The sequence below is a fragment of the Bifidobacterium moraviense genome (genome assembly GCF_012932365.1).
Taxonomy (GTDB): Bacteria; Actinomycetota; Actinomycetes; order Actinomycetales; family Bifidobacteriaceae; genus Bifidobacterium; species Bifidobacterium moraviense.
This window is the reverse complement of sequence record NZ_JAAIIH010000001.1, coordinates 703118-720207: the sequence shown is the minus strand read 5'-3', so window position 1 is coordinate 720207 and position 17090 is coordinate 703118. Positions and strand designations below refer to the sequence as shown.

Annotated in this window: 9 protein-coding genes and 1 pseudogene; 4 read left to right on the top strand and 6 right to left on the bottom strand. The window is 67.4% G+C overall.

The window, feature by feature from the left end; all coding sequences use genetic code 11:
• Positions 1-20: 20 nt before the first annotated feature.
• From G1C96_RS10195 to G1C96_RS03145, 6 genes are all read right to left on the bottom strand, one after another.
• Positions 21-2690 (bottom strand): family 78 glycoside hydrolase catalytic domain, encoded by a 2670-nt coding sequence (locus tag G1C96_RS10195; protein ID WP_169275160.1) that lies wholly within the window; start codon positions 2688-2690, stop codon positions 21-23.
• Between the two features lie 219 nt (positions 2691-2909).
• Positions 2910-4181, bottom strand: a complete 1272-nt coding sequence (gene purD / locus G1C96_RS03165) for a phosphoribosylamine--glycine ligase (protein ID WP_169275159.1) — start codon at positions 4179-4181, stop codon at positions 2910-2912.
• A gap of 35 nt (positions 4182-4216) precedes the next feature.
• The gene (gene purM / locus G1C96_RS03160; RefSeq protein ID WP_169275158.1) at positions 4217-5254 is read right to left on the bottom strand and encodes a phosphoribosylformylglycinamidine cyclo-ligase; all 1038 of its coding nucleotides are present in this window, start codon (positions 5252-5254) and stop codon (positions 4217-4219) included.
• Between the two features lie 107 nt (positions 5255-5361).
• Positions 5362-6903 carry an amidophosphoribosyltransferase gene (gene purF, locus G1C96_RS03155; RefSeq protein WP_169275157.1) on the bottom strand — a complete coding sequence of 514 codons (1542 nt, stop codon included), beginning with the start codon at positions 6901-6903 and terminating at the stop codon, positions 5362-5364.
• Between the two features lie 223 nt (positions 6904-7126).
• Positions 7127-8425, bottom strand: a complete 1299-nt coding sequence (locus G1C96_RS03150; protein ID WP_169275156.1) for an amidohydrolase family protein — start codon at positions 8423-8425, stop codon at positions 7127-7129.
• Between the two features lie 89 nt (positions 8426-8514).
• The gene (locus G1C96_RS03145) at positions 8515-9870 is read right to left on the bottom strand and encodes an amidohydrolase family protein (protein ID WP_169275155.1); all 1356 of its coding nucleotides are present in this window, start codon (positions 9868-9870) and stop codon (positions 8515-8517) included.
• A gap of 132 nt (positions 9871-10002) precedes the next feature.
• Between G1C96_RS03145 and G1C96_RS03140 the strand changes: the two genes are divergently transcribed.
• The 4 genes and pseudogenes from G1C96_RS03140 to G1C96_RS03125 all read left to right on the top strand — a co-directional run bounded on the left by G1C96_RS03140 (position 10003) and on the right by G1C96_RS03125 (position 17084).
• The gene (locus G1C96_RS03140; RefSeq protein ID WP_169275154.1) at positions 10003-11556 is read left to right on the top strand and encodes a PucR family transcriptional regulator; all 1554 of its coding nucleotides are present in this window, start codon (positions 10003-10005) and stop codon (positions 11554-11556) included.
• A gap of 136 nt (positions 11557-11692) precedes the next feature.
• Positions 11693-13177 carry a purine-cytosine permease family protein gene (locus tag G1C96_RS03135; protein ID WP_205832002.1) on the top strand — a complete coding sequence of 495 codons (1485 nt, stop codon included), beginning with the start codon at positions 11693-11695 and terminating at the stop codon, positions 13175-13177.
• Positions 13178-13410: 233 nt separating this feature from the next.
• Positions 13411-14946: pseudogene (locus G1C96_RS03130) on the top strand (Y-family DNA polymerase); the annotation flags it as partial.
• Between the two features lie 524 nt (positions 14947-15470).
• Entirely contained in the window at positions 15471-17084 is a 1614-nt protein-coding gene (locus G1C96_RS03125; RefSeq protein WP_240945057.1) for a Na+/H+ antiporter NhaC family protein, read from the top strand.
• Positions 17085-17090 lie beyond the last annotated feature (6 nt).

Below are 17090 nucleotides of genomic sequence, written 5' to 3'. Positions count from 1 at the left end.
ATCCGCGCAGGGCGACGCGCCTACAGGGCGACGTGGGCGGGGCCGGGGACGGTATGGCGTTCGCCGTCGATCTCCACCGTTGCGACGGTGAACGCGGGGACCGTCACCGTGACGGACGTGGCACCGGCGTCGTCTCGGCGCGCCTCGGCGCGGACGGGACCGAACGGCGTGGGCACCGTGGCGGATACCTCGCGCAGGGAACCGAGCTGCGGCGTCACCGCGAACTCGCGGTATCCCGGCTTCGTCGGGCGGATGCCGAGCACGCCCTGCGGCAGCAGGAACGCGGGGGACGCGGCCCACGGGTGCGAGTACGTGGTGTTGCCCTTGATCGAGACGTCCCAGCCTTCGGACGTGCCGCCGGCGCCGGAGCGGATCATGTTCCACCAGCTGCGCGGATGCTCGTGCGAGGCGATCAGACGGTTGGCGAGGTCGCCGAACCCGGCGCGGTACAGACCGTCCAGCAGCACGGCCGCCGCGTAGACGCTGCACGCCATGCCCTTCGCCTCCAGGAACGTGCCGATGCGCCGCACGCGGTCGGCCGGTACCTGGGCGAACGCCAGCGCGAACGCGGAGGCGTGCTCGGAGGCGTGGTTGATGGGGTGGCCGTCCGCGCCCGTGTCCAGACCGTCCAGATACGCGCCCTGGAAGTCGTCGAACAGGCGCTCGTTGATGGCGCGGCGCATGCGCGCGGCCACGTCGGCGAAGCGCGCGGCGTCGTCCGCGCGGCCCAGAGCGTGCGCGAGCTCAGCCATGTCCGCGTAGGCCTGCGAGGCGAGCGCGTTGATCACCGTGTTGACGCGGCCGAACGTGAACCCGTCGCGCTCCGCCGGCGGCCAGTCCACCAGATCGCCGTCCATCACGCTCGAATCGCCCGGATCCTTGACCACGAACCCGGACTCCTCGTCGAGGTAGCGGTCGGGCAGCAGCTCCGTGAGACGGTCGTAGTCGCGGCGCGCCTGCTCGAGCGAGCCGGTGGCCATCCACGCGTCGTGCACGGCGAGGATGAGATACAGCGGCCACTCGGTGGGCCATGTGCGGTTGGCGATGAGATAGTCCACCGAATAGGCGCCAACGCTGGGGGAGTCGTCCAGCGTCAGGTGCGCGCGCCACTGCAGCCAGGCGTCCGCCTCGTAGGCGGCGCGCTCGCGGGTCCAGGAATCGGCGTAGATGGGGCCGTCGAACGCCTCGATGGTGTTGCGGCAGAAGTCCCAGACGCGGTTGAGCGTGGCATCGGAGGACGTGAAGTCGGCGGCGGAGCGGTCGAACGGGTAGACGATCGCGGCGGCGTCCACGGTCTCGGGATGTGCGGCGACGGCGTCCACTGCGGCGCGCGACGCGGCGTCGTCCGCACCGATGAGCTCCACGTAGCGGAACACCTTGAGGCCCCAGGATTCCAGGGCTTGCGCGGATTGCGCGGCCGGGTCCCCCGCGGGGACGTGCCACGTCTCCTCGTACGTGTTGAAGGCGCTCAGCTGGTACTTGACGGTGCCGTCTGGGTTGAGGACCTCGCCGTAGCGGATACGCACGTCGACGTCTTCGCCGCCGTTGTCGCTGATTCCGCCGAGGCTCAGGCGGATGCCGCCCATCCATGCGCGGCCGAAGTCGAGCACCACGTGCCCCTCGCCGATGCGCGTCGCCCTGGCCACGGGCTCGTAGTCCACCGTCACCTTGTCCGCCGGGTTGGGCTCGAGCGCGGCGAACGGCTCGCGCACGGCGGCGGCGGGCCAGCCGGCGCATCCGCCCGCCTCGGCGAGGTCGAACGGGTAGTGCTGCGCCTGCAGGTCCTCGGACGGGGACTCGCAGTACTGGGTGCCGCTGGAGAGGGAGTCGGGGTAGGCGGCGTTGCCGACGATGCCGGTCCAGGAGATCGCCGGGGTGTCCGCGCCGCCGTTGTCGAGGTGCAGCACGCGTCCGTCGGCGAGCCCCAGATCGAGCTGGGCGAGGAAGCGGCGGTCCTCCAGCGTCCACGCGACCACGCCGATCGCGTTGCGCGCGCCGGGGCGGATGAGACCGGTCACGTCGAAGCCGTCGGTGCGCGCCTCGTCGCCGGTGGGGAACGTGGGGCCGAGGCCTACGAACGCGCCGTTGAGCCAGGCGCGGTAGACGAACTGGCGGCCGGGCTTCACGCTGGCGGCGGTCATGTGGAGCGTGGCCCAGAGCACGGGCGCGTCCGGCACGTCGAACTCGCCGTGCAGGAACGCCCAGCCGAGTCCGTTGTGTTCGGTCTGCTTGATGGTGGGACGCTGGAAGAACGCGTCGCCGGCGTCGCTGCTGTCCTCGGTCAGTCCGGGGAACGCGGGGGAGGAGTCGTTCGCGCCGCTGGACGCGGTCGCTTGGTCGGCCCAGATCGGCGTGGCGGTCCAGCCGTCCGCCGCGGGCGCGGTGCCGAAGGTCACGGGTGTGGAGATCGCCGATCCGCCGTCCGCGTCCACGGATTCGACGGCGACCCAGTAGCGTGCGGACGGCGAAGTGACGAGGTTTTCGATCGTCGCGGCGACGCCGTCCACGAGCCCGGAGCGCCACAGCGGCGCCTCGGCGTCGGGACGGTCGGTCACGGTGACGCGGTAGGCGGTCGCGCCCTGCGCCGGCCACCAGCGCACGCGCACCGGCGTTCCCGGAACGAGATCCACCGGTTCGATGCGGTCGTTGATGCGGATGTGCGCCACGGCTTCGGGCGTCTGAACACTCACGGTAATCCCCTTTGATCGGTTCTGTTCATCTTCAATCATTCTACAACCGCGGGGATGGCAGCGCATGGTGTGGGACGGACGCATCTGGGCACATGCCGAACGCGGATACGCGAGGGCCGCCGTCCGATCCAAGTCGGACGGCGGCCCTATGACGCGTTGGCTGCCCGCCGATCACCGAATCCCGGCCACCGGCTGAAGAGCTGACGACGCTCCGCCGATCTACTTCAGGGCCTTGGCGCCGATGTCGTGGCGATAGAACATGCCGGGGATCTCCAGCTTGTCGATGATGCCGTAGACCTTGTCCTGCGCGGCCTTGATGGAGTCGGCGTGCACCTGGACGAAGAGGACGCGGCCGGAGTCGGCGACGAGGGAGCCGGGCTCGGAGCCGGCTTCGACGCCGGCGTAGTAGACGTGGGAGTCCTCGTCGACGGGGATGCTGGGCACATGAGCGCCCTTGATGACGTTGACGGGGTAGCCGTCGGAGGCGAGCACGACGCCGAGCGTGGCGCCCTTGTCGGTCCACGTGAACTCGGGGGTGCGGCCCTCGAGGATGGCGGTGATGCCGGCGTTGAGGTCGGAGGTGAGGCGCGGCAGGACGACCTCGGTCTCCGGGTCGCCGAAGCGGGCGTTGAACTCGATGACCTTGGGGCCGTCGGCGGTGGCGATGAGTCCGGCGTAGAGGATGCCGGTGAACGGCACGCCCTCGGCGACCATGGCCTTGCACATGGGGCGCACGATGGTCTCGATGGCGGTGTCCACCACGTCCTGGCCGATCTGCGGGACCGGGCTGTAGGCGCCCATGCCGCCGGTGTTGGGGCCCTCGTCGTTGTCGTAGGCGCGCTTGTGGTCCTGCGAGATGGGCATGGGCCAGAAGTTCTCGCCGTCCACGAAGCTCATGAGGGAGAATTCCTGACCGTCGAGGAAGTCCTCGATGACGACCTTGGCGCCGGCCGCGCCGAAGCGGTGGTCGACGAAGATGTCCTCGAGCGCCTTGAGCGCGGACTCCACGTCCATGGCGACGGTGACGCCCTTGCCGGCCGCAAGGCCGTCGGCCTTGACGACGATCGGCGCGCCGTGCTCGCGCACGTACGCCTCGGCGGGGGCCAGCTCGTCGAAGGTGCGGTAGGCGGCTGTGGGGATGTCGTACTTCTCCATGAGGCGCTTGGCGAAGTCCTTGGAGCCTTCGATCTGCGCGGCGGCCCTGTTGGGGCCGAACGCCTTGATGCCGGCTGCGGCGAAGTCGTCGACGATGCCTTCCATGAGCGGGACCTCGGGGCCGACGAACACCCAGTCGATGCCGTTGTCCTTGACGTAGTCGTTGAGCGCGGCGTGGTTGGTGACGGACAGCTGCGAGGTCTTGATGCCGTCGCGCTCCATGCCCGGATTGCCGGGGATGACGGTCACTTCGTCCACGGTGGGGGACTTGAGCAGCGTGTAGGCGATGGTGTGCTCGCGCGCGCCGGAACCGATGACCAGAACCTTGGAACCCATTGATTCACGAATCCTTTCCAGATATCCGATGGACGTCACTTGAGGGAGATCTGCGTGCCGTCCGCGTCGGGCACGATGGAGCCGAGCAGGTAGCCCTTCTCGCCGTGCTCCTCGAGCAGGCGCAGCGTCTCGTCGGCGCGGGAGGCGTCCACGGCGAGCACCATGCCGATGCCCATGTTGAAGATGTTGAACATCTCCATGTGGTCGATCTGGCCGGCCTTCTCCAGCACGTCGAAGATCGGCAGCACGGGCCAGGAGCCGAGCTTGATCTCGGCGGCGAGGCCGTCGGGGATCATGCGCGGGATGTTCTCGATGAAGCCGCCGCCGGTGATGTGCGCGACGCCCTTGACCACGCCGGCCGCGAACAGCGGCTTGAGGGTCTTCACGTAGATCTTGGTGGGGGTGAGCAGCACGTCGCCGAGCTTGGCGCCGCCGAGCTCCGGAAGCTCGGTGTCCACGGTGTAGCCGGCCTGCTCGAACAGGGCCTTGCGCACCAGGGAGAAGCCGTTGGAGTGCACGCCGGTGGAGGGCAGGCCGATGAGCGCGTCGCCTTCGGCGATGCCGGAGCCGTCCACGATGGCGGACTTTTCGGCCACGCCCACGGCGAAGCCGGCCAGATCGTACTCGTCCTCGGCGTACATGCCGGGCATCTCGGCGGTCTCGCCGCCGATCAGGCCGGCCTCGGACTCCACGCAGCCGTCGGCCACGCCGGCGACGACCTGCTCGAGCAGCGCCGGGTCGTTCTTGCCGCAGGCGATGTAGTCGAGGAAGAACAGCGGCTGGGCGCCCTGCGCGGCGATGTCGTTGACGCACATGGCGACGCAGTCGATGCCGATGGTGCTGTGCTTGCCGGCCATCTTGGCGACGACGAGCTTGGTGCCCACGCCGTCGGTGCCGGAGATCAGCACCGGCTCCTTGTAGCCGAGGGAGGCGAGGTCGAACAGGCCGCCGAAGCCGCCGATGCCGCCCACCACGCCGGGACGGTTGGTGCGGGCCACGTGCGACTTGATGCGCTTGACGACCTCGTAGCCGGCTTCGACGCTCACGCCGGCGTTCTCATAGGCTTTGGGCATTGATGGATCCTTTCTGGGGGTTCGGTTGACGCGCGGACGCCGGCGCCGCCCTGTCGCGGCACCGGCGGAAACGTCGGAAATTCGGGGATGATGCGGGGTTGGAACGGTCAGTCGGCGTTGTCGGCTTCGCCGGCGGCCTTGCGGACCAGATCTTGCTGGCAGGAGTACTCGTTGCCCTCGTAGCGGCTCTTGTACAGGGCGAACTCGGGCAGGCGCACGCGGTCCTCGGGGGTGAGGGACTTGAGGAAGTCCTGTTCGTAGTCGTCGAGCGCGGTGGGGTAGTCGCCGTTGAAGTAGGCCACGCACAGGCCGCCGTAGGGGGCGTCCGCGTTGAGGCCGATGGACTCCACCAGTCCGTCGAGCGAGAGGAAGGCGAGCGAATCGGCGCCGATGTAGTCGCGGATCTCGTCCACGGTCTTGTATCCGGCGATGAGCTCGCGCGTGGTGGAGATGTCGATGCCGTAGAAGCACGGGTACTTGAGCGGCGGGGAGCTGATGCGCATGTGCACCTCGGCCGCGCCGGCCTCCCTGAGCAGCTGCACGATGCGCTTGGACGTGGTGCCGCGCACGATCGAGTCGTCGATGACGATGACGCGCTTGCCCTTGACCACGCCGCGCACGGCGGACAGCTTCATGCGCACGCCCTGCTCGCGCAGCTCCTGCGTGGGCTGGATGAACGTGCGGGCCACGTACTGGTTCTTGATCAGTCCCATCTCGTTGGGCAGGCCCGCGGCCTCGGCGTAGCCGGACGCAGCGGACAGCGACGAGTTGGGCACGCCGATCACCATGTCCGCGTCCACCGGGGACTCCTTGGCGAGGCGCGCGCCCATGCGCTTGCGTGCCGAGTGCACGTTGACGCCGTAGATGTCCGAGTCGGGGCGGGCGAAGTAGATGAACTCCATCGAGCAGATGGCCAGCTGGGTCTTGTTGGTGTACTGCACGATCTTGTAGCCGTGGTCGCTCACCACCACGATCTCGCCGGGGCGGATGTTGCGCACCAGCTCGGCGCCCACCACGTCGAGCGCGCACGTTTCGGAGGCGAGCACGTAGGCGCCGTTCTTCATCTTGCCGAGGCTCAGGGGGCGGAAGCCGTTCGGGTCGAGCGCGCCGATCATCGCGTCCTCGGTCATGATGAGGTAGGCGAAGCCGCCGTGCACGGTGTTGAGCGACTCCTTGAGCTTGTCCATGAACGTGCGCTGGTTGGAGCGGCGGATGAGGTGCATGAGCACCTCGGTGTCCGAGTTGGAGTGGAAGATGGCGCCCTCGTCCTCGAGGTTGCGGCGCAGCGTGCGGCAGTTCGTGAGGTTGCCGTTGTGGCACAGCGCCATGTCGCCGTCGTGGAAGCGGAAGATGAACGGCTGGATGTTGTCCGTGGAGCCGGAGCCGGCCGTGGCGTAGCGCACGTGGCCGATGGCCCGGTCTCCCTTGAGGCGTTCGATCTCGCGCTCGTCGCCGAACACCTGCGTGAGCAGTCCCAGGCCGCGGTGGCCGATGAGATGCCCGTGGTCGTTGGAGACGATGCCCGCGCCCTCCTGCCCGCGATGCTGCAGCGCATGCAGGCCGAAATACGTCAGGCGGGCGGCATCGGGATGTCCCCATACGCCGAAAACGCCGCACTCCTCATGGATGTCTTCGAGTTCAGCCGACAAGCCAAAGCTCCTTCCAAAACCGCGTAAAACTGGGGGATTTCGCTTACCTGTCAACCTTACCAATCACCGGATACATCGCCGGAGCGCGGTACGACGGGGCGTGCAGGACGCCGGCGTACCGCGCTCCGCACGGATATGATTGCCGGACGTCGCGGGGAGAGGAAGTCCCGCGGCATCCGGCACGTCCGATGCTCTCCGCGTCGGGTCTCGACGCGGAAGAACGTCAGCGCAGCAGCGCGAAGTCGGAATCCACGCGCGTTTCGCTGGTGAAGAGAGTACGACCGTTCCTCACGGAACGCAGGATGCCGGCGCGCTCGTACACCGCGTCGAACACGCTCGAGGCGTCGATCACCACGAAGTTCGCGGGGCGGCCCACCTCCAGGCCGTAGGCGTCGCCCAGATGCATGGTCGTGGCGCCGTTGACGGTGAGGAACTTCAGCGCGTCGTCGATCTCCGGGAAGCTCATCATCTGCGCGAGATGGAGCACGTAGTCGAGGATGATCATCATGTTGCCGTTGCCCAGCGGATACCACGGATCCTGCATGGAGTCCTGTCCCAGCGAGACGTTGACTCCGGCATCGGTGAGCTCCTTGACGCGCGTGATGCCGCGGCGCTTGGGGAACGTGTCCTGACGACCCTGCAGATACAGGTTCTCGGTGGGGGCGCAGGCGAAGTTGATCTTCGCGGCCTTGAGCAGCTTGGTCAGATGGAAGAAGTACGCGTTGTCGGCGGATCCGAGCGAACAGGTGTGGCTGGCGGTGGTCATCTCTCCGATGCCCTCCTGATAGGCGAGGGCGCTGAGCAGTTCCACGAAGCGGGAGTTCGGGTCGTCGGTCTCGTCGCAGTGCACGTCGATGAGCTTGCCGTATTTGGCGGCCAGTTCCACGACCTTGTGCATCGAACGTTCTCCGAACTCGCGGCAGGCTTCGTAGTGGGGGATGCCGCCCACGCAGTCGGCGCCCATGCGGAGGCCCTCCTCCACGAGCTCGTCGCCGCCCTTGTAGGAGTACATGCCCTCCTGGGGGAAGGAGACGATCTGGATGGTGACGATGTCCTTGAGCTCCTCCTTCAGCTCAAGCAGCGCCTTGAGCGAGGTGAGGTTCGGATCGGTCACGTCGGCGTGGGATCGGATGTACTGCACGCCGTGGTGCACCTCCATGGCCACGGCTTTGCGCGCACGTTCCTTGATCTCGTCCACCGTGAGATCGGACTTGGTCTCGCTCCAACGCTGGATGCCCTCGAACAGCGTGCCCGTCTCGTTGACGGCGCCGGGCTTGCGTGCGGTGAAGACGTAGTCGAGGTGCAGGTGCGTGTCGCAGAACGGCGAGCTGACGAGCTTGCCGTTCAGATCCACGGTTTCGAGGTTCGCCACGTCGTATCCCTGCGCAGGCAGGCTCTCGGCGAGGCCCTGTCCGAACGCGGCGAACCTGCCGTCCTCCACGAGGATGTCCTGCGGGGCGTCGCTTCCCGCGAGACGCGCGTTGACGTACAGCGTGGCCTTCTTGGTCTCTTCCTGTGCCATGATGTGCTCCTTTGTTGTTGTCCGAAGTAGTGTCTGAATTGTCGTCCGTATGCCGATCTGCGTCCGTTGCCCGATCGCGTTACCGCTGATCAGTCGCGGATCGGCGCGAGGATCCGTCCGGCGGCGGCGTTGCGCCGTCGCATCCAGTCGGCGCCCTGACGCTGCGCGTCGTCGAGGATCTCCCTCTCGTCCATGCGCGTCAGATGGCCGTGTCGGACCAGCGTTGCGCCGTCGACGATGACCGTGTCGACGAATCCGCCCTGCGTGGCGAACACCAGCGCCCACAGCAGATTCGTTTCGGTGCGGCTCTCGTTCCAGCACACCGGACGCAGGCTTGGATGGTCGAGCGAGATCAGGATGACGTCGGCCTTCTTGCCGGCTTCGAGCGAGCCGATCTCGTGTTCCATGCCCAGCGTGCGCGCGCCGTTGATCGTGGCCATCCGCAGCATCGTCGTCGCATCGAACGCCTTGGCGTCGGCGTAGCGCACCTTCTGCATGAGCGAACCGACCTTCATCTCCTGGAACAGGTCCATGCTGTTGTTGTCGATCGGCCCGTCGCTGCCCAGTGAGACGTTGACGCCGGCTGCCATCATGTCGCGCACGGGTGCGGTGCCGCATCCCAGCTTGGCCGCGGAGATCGGGCAATGACAGATGCTGGCGCCGGCCTCCGCGACGAGATCCATGTCGCTGCGGGAGATCGGCACGCAATGACCGAGCGAGAGGAAGTCGCCCAGGAACCCGCGGCTGCGTAGCAGCTCGATGATCGACATGCCGAAGCGGGAGCGCGCCGTCGCCTCCTCCTCGGCGTGTTCCGGACCGTGGGTGTGGATGCGCACGCCGTAGCGCTCGTGCATGTCCAACGCCCTGCGGTACATGTCCGCGCTGGAGTAGAACACGTCTTCGATGCCGGCCTCCACCTGCACGCGACCGTCGAAGCTGTTGTGCCAGTCGCGGATGAGCCGCTCGTTGGATTCGCTGGTCTCGAAGAAGTCGTACGGCGGCACGTCGGCGGCATACGGAGCCAGAAAGACGCGCAGCCCCATCTCGCCGGCCACCTGCGCGGCCTGGTCCATGAAGCGGTGCATGTCCTGCACGGTGGTGGTGCCGTTGAGCAGGCACTCCATGTAGCCGAGACGGTACGCCTGACGGGCGTCCTCCGGAGTGCAGGTGCGGTGCTCCAGATCGTAGACGGGCAGCCAGTCCACCAGATCGAGGTTCTCGTCCACGCCGCGGATCAGCGAGGAGTGGTTGTGCGTGTCGACGAGTCCCGGCAGCGCGGTGAAGCGTCCCTCGCAGTCGATGACCTCGGCATCGGGCGGCACCGCGACCTCGCCCGTGCGGCCGACGGCCGCGATGCGGTCGCCGTCGATGAGGATCGTCGCGTCGTCGATGACGGTGTTCGCATCGTCCACGGTGAAGACGATGACGTGCTCGATGGCCTGCATGGCGACCTCCTACGATGTGCGATGCCGTATTGTCCGTGGTTCCGACCGCCGCCCCGCATCGGCATCGCGGAACGGCAGCGATCACGGCTGTTAGTATCGGCGTATACGGTTGCGCCCTCGTAACGGAAACGTATGGTCGACACGTATGGAAATGGACGAAATGTCATGTCTGTGACGGTATGGGATGTGTTTCGCGATCCGGTGCTGCGCCAGTGCGACCCGCTGATCGCCGCGGGCAGCCGCGGCATGGACCACGTGGTGCGCTGGGCGTATTCGCACGAACGCTACGACGTGACGCAGTTCCTGTCCGGCGGGGAGCTGCTCATCATCGAGGGCAGCGCCCTGGCGGATCTCGACGACGACGCCCGGCGTGCATACATCGATGCGCTCGCCGAGGCCGGGGTGAGCGGCCTGGCCATTGAGCTGGTGGACTTCTTCCGCAGCACGCCGGACGCCATGGTCCGGCGTGCGGATGAGCGTGCCCTGCCGATCATCGGACTGCGTCGGCGCATGCCGTTCGTGGCGCTGTGTCAGGAGATCAACACGCGGATCGTTCGCGAGCAGATGCTTTCGGGCATGGAAATTGACACAATGTCAACGTCGTTGCGACGAGGCATGACGAAGGCGACCAGTGCCGGGGACGTGGCGGACGTGCTGTTTCGGGTGCTTGGCGAGTCGGTGGTTATCTTCGATGCCGGCGCCGGGGTGGCGGCCCGGGCAGGGCTCGACGGCGTCCCCGCAGAGGCGTGGAAGGCGGAGGCGTTCACGCCCATCCCTGTGCGTGGCGAGGGGACGATCGTGGCGACCGTCGCCATCGGTCAGCGCTTCGGCATCATGGACGCCCCGATGCGTGGCGCGATCGCTGCGGTGCTCGACGCCTGCCTTGCGCCGTTCATGGTGCAGACCATCGAAGGCAAGATCCGGGCGAGACTGCTTTCCGGGGCCGCGGATGGACTGCATGCCGGATCCACCGAGGTAGCCGAGGGTGGCGAGATGATGCGCGCCCTCGGATTCCTCAGAAGCGCGCATGTCTTCGCATTCGCGTTGGTGTTCAATGCGTTGGATGGTTCCGTGCCGCAGGCGGCCGAACGGCTGCGGGGAGTGATGGACCGCAGCGGCGAGTCGGGACGCAGCGGAGTGATCGTCCTGCTCGAAGGCAACGTGCTGTACGGATGCTTTCTGTCGGACGACGCGTTCACTCGCAGCGCCGCGTTCAATGAGGAGTGCCGCACCGCGCTGACCACCTTCCTGTCCATGAACGTGTGGGTGGTGGCCGGCGTCAGCGTGACCGGGGCCTCGGGTTTGCTGGACCATTTCGCCGCGCTGCGCTACGAGGTGGCGCACGGGGAGCCGAACTGGGGGCATATGACGCCGCTGCACGACGGCGCGATCGACCGGATGCTCTCGATTCCCTCCACGTCGGACGCCGTCGATGCGTTCGTCGGCCAGATCGCCGGTGGGCTGCTGCCGGGGGACGCGGATCTCGTGGATACGTTGTGCGCGCTCGCGGAAAGCGCCGGCGGCAAGACCCAGGCATGTGCCCGGCTCGGCATCACACGACAGACGCTGTACAACAGACTTGACAAAGTGACGGAGATCACCGGCATTGAGCAGCAGGACCGGAAGGGTTGGGATTCCTTGCTTATCGCGGCACGAATGATCGTCGCGCGGCGAGGAAGGGGATAGCTGGGGCTGGACGTTCCGTCAAGTTCGTTCATGCTTGGTTTTACCGGCGGTTTATTGGTCCGCAAATCATCGGCGCCACAATCGAGGCCATCCGCGCACGGCAGATGTTGCGCGAACGGACGAAAGGACGGCAACGATGGGCAGTGCAATCGCCATGGGAGAAACGGTCGCGCCGATTCGGCGCGGCGCTTCGGGAGGTCCGGCCCCTTCCGCGACGGATGCCAACTGCGAGGACTTCCTGCAGGCGGTTCCGCAGTCGGCAAAAACCAAGAGCCTGTGGGGCCAGTTCTGGACCTGGTTCGGTGCCAACGTGGCGCCGATCAACTGGCTGCTTGGCGCACTCGGCGTGCAGATGGGATTGGGGCTGTGGGAGACCTTCGCGGTCATCCTCGTCGGCAACGTCATCGGCATGGCGATCTTCGGCTGCATGGTGCTGCTCGGACAGCGCACCGGTCTGAGCGCGATGCTGCTCGGCCGCCGCGTGTTCGGCCGCTACGGCAACTACCTGCCGTCATGCATCCAGGCGATCGTGGTGGTCGGCTGGTGCGCCATCAACACGTGGGTGGTGCTCGACCTCGTCACCGCCCTGCTCATGAAGATCGGCCTGGTGGACTCCATCGAAGGGCACTTCGCCCTCAAGGCCGGCATCGGTGCGGTGGTCATGATCATCCAGGTGGTCGTCTCGCTGTTCGGGTACAAGGCCATCGCCACGTTCGAGAAATGGACCGTGCCGCCCACCGTGGCGATCCTGCTGGCCATGACCATCGCCGCATGGGGCTTCATGGGCATCGACTGGAACTACGCTGGCACCCTGACCGCCGGCGGCACGGACAAGATCGCCGCCATGTCCTCCATCATGACCGCCATCGGCATCGGCTGGGGCTTCACCTGGCTCACCTACGCCTGCGACTACTCGCGCTTCGTCAGCCGCGAGGTGCCCCGCCGCAAGCTCTTCGCCGCCAGCTCGCTGGGGCAGCTCATCCCCGTCGTCTGGCTCGGCCTGCTCGGCGCCACCCTCGCCACCAAGTCCGGCAGCATCGATCCCGGCCAGCTCATCGTGGACAACTTCGGCGCCCTCGCCATCCCGGTCCTGCTGCTCGTGGTGCATGGTCCCATCGCCACGAACATCCTCAACATCTACAGCTTCACCCTGTCCGTGCAGTGCCTCGATCTGAAGATCAACCGCCGCGTCATCAACGTGTTCGTCGGCGTGTTCGCCTGGTTCGGCGTCTGCCTGTTCCTGAGCATCCAGAACATCGGCGACACGCTCGACGGCTGGCTTTCGAGCGTGGCCGGCTGGACCGCGGTGTGGGGCGGCATCATGTTCGTGCACTTCTTCATCCTCGAGCGTCGCCGCGATGACTTCGCCGGCGTGCTCAAGGCCCCCGGCGCCGACGGCGTGCCGGTGGTGCGCTGGCAGCCGCTGGTCGCGTTCTTCGCCGGTCTGTTCATGACCTGGTCCTTCAGCTACGGCAGCCTGCCGTTCTTCCAGGGGCCGTTCGCCGCGGCCATGGGCGGCGTCGATCTCTCCTGGCTGGCGGGCATTCTCACTTCCGGCCTCGTCTATCTGGTGCTGGCCAAGGTCACGGGCATCGATCGCGCGAACGCGGCGCTCGCTTGATGTGACCGCTGGCTGACGTGCCTTCGGGCATGGTTCCTCTTCGTCGGTTCCGGCTTCGGCCACCGATCTTTCGGGATCGGGGGCCGAAGCCGTTCTGCGTCACGGCGTCATGGTGTTCCGTCGTGCAGGGCGTCTTTGGTTGCTTCCGATTTCCGGTGTTTCGAGACAACACGCGCATTCGAACGAATGTTCTAGGGTGCTGGTAGATTGGGGGTTAATCGAACAAGCGTTCTATGCGTGGCGATGGCGAGGAGGTGAGATGCGCGATGGCGGAACGGACATATCTGGCGATCGATCTCAAGTCGTTCTATGCCTCGGCGGAGTGCGCGGCGCTCGGATTGGACCCGCTCACCACCAATCTGGTGGTGGCGGACGTGAACCGGACGGAGAAGACTATCTGTCTGGCGGTTTCGCCGTCGCTCAAGGCGTGCGGACTGCCGGGGCGCGCCCGGCTGTTCGAGGTCGTGGAGCGGATGCGGCTCGTCAACGAGGAACGGCGGCTTCGCGCTCCGGGGCGGCGGCTGTCCGGGACGTCCTGGAACGCCGACGAGCTGGCCGCATCGCCGTCGCTGAAGGCATCGTATCTGGCGGTGAGGCCGCGCATGGCGTACTACATGCAGGTCAGCGCGGACATCTACGGCATCTACCTGCGCTACGCCTCGCCCGAGGACATCCACGTCTATTCGATCGACGAGGTCTTCATCGACGTCACGCGGTACCTGCGCTACTTCGGCGTGACGGCGCACGAGCTGGCGCGCATGATCGTCGGGGAGATTCTGGCGCGGACGGGCATCACCGCCACGGCCGGCATCGGCACCAACCTCTATCTGGCGAAGGTCGCCATGGACATCGTCGCCAAGCACATGCCGGCGGACGCGGACGGCGTGCGCGTCGCCGAACTCGACGAGGAATCCTACAGACGGCTGCTGTGGGCGCATCGGCCGCTCACGGACTTCTGGCGGGTGGGTCGCGGGTACGCGCGCAGGCTGGACGGCTACGGTCTGCGGACGATGGGCGACATCGTCCGATGTTCGCTGGGCGGGGCGAACGACTTCTACAACGCGGACCTGCTGTACCGGCTGTTCGGCGTCAACGCGGAACTGCTCATCGACCACGCGTGGGGGAGGGAACCCTGCACGATGGCAGACATCAAGGCGTACCGGTCCGCCGAGCACTCGGTGAGCTCCGGACAGGTGCTGCACTGCGCCTACCCTCACGCCAAGGCGCGGCTGGTGGTGCGCGAGATGGCCGACGCGTTGGCACTGGATCTGGTGGGACGCGGACTGACCACCGGGCGCATATGCCTGTTCGTAGGGTATGACCGCGATTCGCCGCGCGCGGACGGGGAACCGCGAACGACCGACTGGTACGGGCGCAGCGTGCCCAAACCCGCCGGAGGATACGCGGAGCTGGACACGCGCACCTCCTCCGGGCAGGCCATCGTAGCGGCGACGGCGGCGCTGTACGACCGCATCGTCGATCCGCGCCTGATGGTGCGGCGCATCACCGTGACCGCCGGCGACGTACGCGCCGCGACGGGCATCGGCGAGGACGAAGCCGGGCGATACGAGCAGCCCGACCTGTTCTCCGCCGAAGCCGGAACGGCCGCCGAATCCGACGTCCGCGACGCCGCGCGCGACCACGAGGTGCAGCGGGCCATGCTCGCGGTCAGAGACAAATTCGGCAGGAACGCCGTGCTCAGGGGCATGAACCTCGAGGAGGGCGCCACGGGACGCGACCGCAACGAGCAGATCGGAGGACACGCGGCGGGCGATGCGGGAGACGTGCTCGTGCGTCGCGCCGCGGACGTACGCGACGGGCGCTACCTGCCGGCATGGGTCGACGCGCAACGGCAGATCTGGATGCCGCTGGCGGAACATCCCGGACGTGGGCCGGATCCCGGACGCGGAACGCGGGTGCCGCAAGACCGCGAACCCGCGGATGCGGATCACCCGTCGGGAGAGCCGCCGCGCATCGCAGCGGGAAAACCGCCGTCCGGAACGCTGCATCCGACGGACGACTACCGCGACGTCATGGATGCCGAACGACCACGGACCCCGCGCCATCCACCCATGAGTCGGGACAAGCGGGCCGCGCAGTTCATGCCCTTCGCCGCGCTGACCGGCTACGAATCCGTGCTGGAACGCACCGCGCAGGACGTCGAACGACGGTACCTCGACCAAACGGACCCGATGCGGGATTGAGAACGGGCGGGCCGCGGCCCCACGCGGCGGTGCACAATGCATGAGCGAGCCGGGACACCGGCGGGACACACGGAGAAAGGAACGGAACCATGCTGGAAGCGGGAACGGTCATCGTGTTCTGCGCCGCGCTGTTCGCAAGCGTGATCGTCGGCTGGTCGATCATCCCGGCACTGGGCGCGGGCCTGGTCCTGTTTCTGGGATATGGGCTGGTCAGGCATCGCTCGGCGAAGCGCATGGTCGTCCGGGCGCTGCGCAGCGTCAAAGACGCGGGCGTCATCCTCGTGACGTTCGCACTCATCGGCATCATGACCTCGCTGTGGCGGGCCGGAGGCACCATCGCGTTCATCGTCGTGCACGCCGTGCCGTGGATCCACGGCGCCGCCGTGGTGCCGCTGAGCTTCCTGCTGTGCGCCGGCATGTCGGTGCTGGTCGGATCATCCTTCGCCAGCGCCGCCACGATGGGCACCGTCTGCATGGCGCTCGGCCGGACGATGGGCGCGGACGCGGCGCTGCTCGGCGGCGCGATCCTCGCCGGCGTCTACGTGGGCGACCGCTGCTCGCCGGTCTCCACCAGCGCACTGCTCGTCAAGCAGCTCACCCGCACCAACCTGTTCGACAATCTCGGCCGCATGCTGCGCACCGGGCTGATCCCGTTCGTACTGACCTGCCTGGCGTACGCCGTCGCCGGACTGCCCGGCCTCGGCGTCGGAGCTGGCACGGGAACGGAGGCGGATGCCGCGACGGCCGCGACAGCCGCGCCGCAGGGAACCTCTCCCGGCACGGACGTCGTGACGGCATTCGGCGGGGCCTTCGACCTCCATTGGGCCACCGTGCTGCCGGCCGTATTGGTGATCGTGCTCGCCGCGCTGCGCGTGGACGTGCGCATCACCATGAGCGCGAGCATCATCGCCTCCGCGGCAATATGCGCATGCCTGCAGCACGTGGGATGGCAGGACCTGCTGTCCGTCATGGTCTTCGGCTACGCGTCGTCTGATCCGACGGTCGGCGCGCTGCTCGACGGCGGAGGCATCCTGACCATGGTCACCGTGGGCGCGATCGTATGCATATCCTCCGCATACGCCGGCATCTTCGCCGAAACCGGCATGCTGGCAGGCCTGCAGCAGGGCATCGAAGCCATCGGCGCCCGAGCCGGCGCATACGCCGCCACCCTCGTCACCTCGATCGCCGCGGCGATGGTCGCCTGCAACCAGACGCTCACCATCATGCTCACCCGGCAGCTGTGCGCCGGCGCGTACCGCGAGGAAATCGAAGACGACGCGACGGCGGGGAACGCGACCGGAGAATCCGGGGACGGAAAGGCCGGAACAGACGGAGACAAGACGGGCAGAGGCAGGACGGACAGAGACAAGACGGAAGGGGACGGCCCTGCGAACCGTCGCATGCCTTCGGCGAACGCGCGGCAGGCCATCGATCTGGAGGACTCGGCCGTGATCGTCCCCGCGCTGATCCCATGGTCGATCGCCTGCGCGGTCCCGCTGTCCACCATCGGCGCGCCCGCATCGAGCATCGCCTTCGCATGTTTCCTGTACTTGCTGCCCGTATGCCGTCTCGTCGAGGCCGCGATCCCGCGTCACGCCGGCCGAAGGCACATCGCCCGCGGCGGGAACGGGCGGCGGTGTGACACATCTCATAGCGCCGCGCCGCGTGGCGGACGGGTCGCCGTGCGCACACTGGGGATGTGAACACGG